Raw genomic sequence first — 3,656 nt, 5'->3', positions numbered from 1 at the left:
CTGGACCGGATGACGTTGTCCGGCAACGCTCCCGATCTACCTCCGCTGTTGGCCGAGCTGGCTGCCCGGCCGGCACGACGCGTTGTCGCCGACGCCGTCGCGGCCGTCGCGGCGACCGGATTGCGGGCGCGGCTGGAGGATATGACCGCCGAGCAGCGCCACCGCGAACTCGTGGGCCTGGTCTGCGGCAATGCCGCGACCGTGTTGGGCCAAAGTGTCGCCGACATCGAGGGCGACAAGGCTTTTCAGGACCTGGGGTTCGATTCGCTGACCGCGGTCGAGTTGCGCAACCGGCTCAAGACGGCGACGGGGCTGACCCTGTCGCCTACGGTGATCTTCGATCACCCGACGCCATCAGCTCTGGCCGAATACCTCGACGCCGAACTTGCCAGCAGCCCAACACCGTCCGTCGACACACAGCAGGATCCACTGGCCCGGTTCAACGACGCGGCCAGACAACTCCAAACCGTGCTGGACCGACCCGACTGGAGCCCCGAGGACAAGGCACGGTTGGGGGGTCGGCTGCAGGCCATGCTCGCCGACCTGACCGCGCCACCCGAACCGGCGTATTCGGAAGCCCCGTTCGATGACGACATCACCACCGCCACCGAAAGTCAGCTCTTCGCGCTCCTCGATGAGGATGTCGGGCCCTAGCCGGAACTGGCCGCCTCACTGTTTCGCACAGTGGTGAGCAGCGGGACGTTCGTTTTCATGCAACGGGTTCCTTTCATGCGGCAGCTTCTCGGTGCGGACGCGGCCGCGACCAACGGTGACAGCAGGCGCGGCGTGCGCGCCGTCACCCCCACCTCCTCGGCGATCACCATGTTGGCCACCCCATCGCCAGCGCCCAACAACGCCCTGGCCTGAAGCACCTGACGATGCGGTGCCGACTGCGCCCGCGCCAGCCTCTCCAACGTTTCCCGCTCACCGGCCGACAACGGCAACGGCACTGCTGGTGCACTCGCCCCACCAGAACACCGAACAACCACCTATTTATTTGTGAGCCATACCATTAGCATCCCTAGCACCGAACTCCTGGCACAAAAACCGCAGGTCACAGCCATGCGCTCTTAAGTGCGCCTCCGGATTTCACAGCCCCGAAGCGTTGATCGGCATGGCCATCCTCACTCGCGGCAACCTACGTCCGGCGCTACCCGGTCCAGCAGCATGAACCGCACCCGGGGAACCGTCAGTAGATCCAAGCACGAAGGCACACGTCAGTGAGTTCGGAGCGCGTGATTTTTTGCGACTGAACCCATTTTACGCAAACTGCGCGAATAAACGCCAACCAGCCCTCGACGACAATTTCGGTGATATCGCGGTTGCGACCTTCCGCGACAAGTTGCTGGATCATGCATTTGCCAACGATATTCAGTTCGTCGCTGATTATCGCCTGAATCTCCGGGTCATCGGCTAATGCGCCGCGATTGATAGCGATTGCCTCGAACGGGTGGTCGGCGAAGTATTGAATATAGGATTCAACGCCGGCGGCGAGCTGTTTCGCCAGCGGCAGTTGCGGATCGTGATTGGCTCGGGCCAGCAACCGGTTAGTTCCTCGTTTGAATATCGACACGTAAAGGTCGCGCTTGCTCGAAAAGTAGTGGTACAAAAGCGCTCTCGACACGCCGGCGCGGGCCGCAATTTGGTCCACGCAGACTTCTTCGTAGGGCCTCTCCGCAAACATTGCTGCTCCGACATCGAGCAACTGTTCGCGTCGCTGCTGCGGCTTGAGCCGGCATCGCGTCATGCAAAGACGATAGTGGATTCATGCTGGATAAGCCAACTGATGTCGTTATTAGACAATGCGTTCAACACCCACCGATGCCCTCAAAATCTGGTCCATGCCTCACGCAGGAATGCCTGCGTGTGATCACCTGAGTTGGCCCCGGTTTGGTCGTTTTTCTTCACGACTTCTAGGCTATGACCTGCGTTAGGACATTGCTACTGTTCGGTAACTTGAACGTGTTTGGAAAGGGGTTCACGGGGGTGTGCCGGTTGCCGCGGCCGCCGTCCGGGTAGGGGCGCCAGACGTCGTGCCATGAGGCCGATCATGGCCCATTTGACCAGGGTTCCGGAATGGGCGGGAAGGCGTTCGTAATCGCGGTCGAGTCGGCGCCAGCGCACCAGCCAGGACAGCGTTCGTTCCACCACCCAACGGTGCGGCAGAACCTCGAAAGTGCGCTGCCCCTCGGGTTTCCTGCACGATCTCCAGCAGGATCCGACAGTACCGGGCGACCCAAGCGACCAGATTGCCCGCGTAACCGCCGTCGGCCCAGACCAGCGCGATCGAGGGCATCGCCATCCGGACGCGGTCCAGGACGCGACGCCCGCCGTCGCGATCCTGCAGGTTCGCCGAAGTCACCAGCACGACGACGAGCAGGCCCAACGTGTCGACGACGATGTGTCTTTTGTGCCCGTTGATCTTCTTGCCGGCGCCATATCCGCGGCTGTCGGCGCCGACGGTGTCGGCGCCCTTGACCGACTGGGCGTCCACGATCGTGGCGCTGACCATCGGGTCACGCCCAGCCGCATCGCGTACCGCCGCGCGCAGCGCGTTGTGGATGCAGTCGGTCACACCGTCTCGTTCCAGGTCTTGAACTACTAGTAGACCGTCTCCCACGGCGGACAGTCATGCGGCAGTTGGCGCCACGAGCAGCCCGTCCGGTTCAGATACAAGATCGCCTCCACGATCCGGCGGCGCGGATGGGTCGCCGGGCGCCCGCCCGGGCGCGGCTCCACCATCGACGCAATCAGTGCCCATTGCGCATCGGTCAGGTCCGACGGATATGGCTTCAGTTCGCACGCACACATGAATGATCACATTGATCACATGAGCCACAGCAGTCGCGTAGGCGCACCGCCCCCTTTCCAAACACGTTCGAAGACAGCAGTGGCCAGATCGTGTCGGCTTGGATCGCCAAAGAAGAACTGCGCACCCTGCTATCCATTATGCGGTCGGCAGCGACCTGAACTGCGGGGATTCCTTGTGCCAGCCGGCTGTCTCGATAGGCGCTTATGCGGCTATCGCTGTGGGCTGGCCGGTAGTGGAGGTTCGCGCCGAGCGGCTCTGTCGCACCATGGTTTTGGCTTTATTCATGGCTTTGATGCGCGCCACGGACCTGCGCGAGGGCGGACGTCTGCGGCCTCGCCGCTTGCGTGCTGATGCACTACGACTGGACTTCGGCGATTCACCGACGTCGTGGACTTGCAGCCGATCGACCCCATCGGCCTGGGTGCGGACGTGCAGTCCGAGGTAGGCCGAAAACAGGTCACGATCCTCTGTGATACTGCACTGGCAGCACCAACTTGATGCGCTAACCGCGCTCTCAAGCAGCGCGGCTTGCGCGCTACGATTCCCGGTCATGCAACGGTTTCTCGGTGTGGACGCGCGCGCGACCGAGGGCGGCGGCAGGCCCGCCGAACGCGGCGTCATGACGAGCGTCGGCGTTACGATACCCACAGCCATCTCGGGGCGGGAGGTCGGGTCATGCGCCGCGGATCGACGAGCGACGCCGGTCGTGCCAGACCTCATTCCGTGAAGCAACCCGCGCGGCCGACGGACGTGGCGATCATCGGGCTCGCGTGCAGGTTCCCGTCCGCGGCCGGCCCCCGGGACTTCTGGGATCTGATCGCAGACGGGGTCGAAGCCGGGACGT

6 protein-coding genes are annotated in these 3,656 nt (G+C 63.3%); 3 read left to right on the top strand and 3 right to left on the bottom strand.

Going from position 1 to position 3,656, the window contains the following annotated elements:
- Both ACOJVU_RS01895 and ACOJVU_RS01890 read left to right on the top strand, forming a co-directional pair.
- A partial coding sequence (locus tag ACOJVU_RS01895) for a phosphopantetheine-binding protein (protein WP_421528222.1) occupies positions 1-654 on the top strand: 654 nt, incomplete at its 5' end.
- A 57-nt stretch (positions 655-711) separates the two neighbouring features.
- Positions 712-867 carry a hypothetical protein gene (locus ACOJVU_RS01890; protein ID WP_421528221.1) on the top strand — a complete coding sequence of 52 codons (156 nt, stop codon included), beginning with the start codon at positions 712-714 and terminating at the stop codon, positions 865-867.
- A gap of 322 nt (positions 868-1,189) precedes the next feature.
- Here ACOJVU_RS01890 and ACOJVU_RS01885 read toward each other — a convergent pair whose 3' ends face one another.
- The 3 genes from ACOJVU_RS01885 to ACOJVU_RS01875 form a co-directional block, all read right to left on the bottom strand.
- A complete protein-coding gene (locus tag ACOJVU_RS01885) occupies positions 1,190-1,747 on the bottom strand; it encodes a TetR/AcrR family transcriptional regulator (RefSeq protein ID WP_421528220.1) in 558 nt (185 codons plus the stop codon).
- 231 nt (positions 1,748-1,978) lie between these two features.
- A complete protein-coding gene (locus ACOJVU_RS01880; RefSeq protein WP_421528219.1) occupies positions 1,979-2,575 on the bottom strand; it encodes a transposase in 597 nt (198 codons plus the stop codon).
- A 26-nt stretch (positions 2,576-2,601) separates the two neighbouring features.
- Entirely contained in the window at positions 2,602-2,811 is a 210-nt protein-coding gene (locus tag ACOJVU_RS01875) for a transposase (RefSeq protein ID WP_421528218.1), read from the bottom strand.
- A 724-nt stretch (positions 2,812-3,535) separates the two neighbouring features.
- Here ACOJVU_RS01875 and ACOJVU_RS01870 point away from each other — a divergent pair.
- Positions 3,536-3,656, top strand: a 121-nt coding sequence (locus tag ACOJVU_RS01870; protein ID WP_421528223.1) for a beta-ketoacyl synthase N-terminal-like domain-containing protein, incomplete at its 3' end; no start/stop codon positions are given.

This window comes from Mycobacterium sp. THU-M104 (assembly GCF_049197365.1).
In the GTDB taxonomy this organism is placed as follows: domain Bacteria; phylum Actinomycetota; class Actinomycetes; order Mycobacteriales; family Mycobacteriaceae; genus Mycobacterium.
The sequence above is the reverse complement of the archived record's forward strand: the minus strand, read 5'-3'. Positions and strand labels throughout refer to the sequence as shown.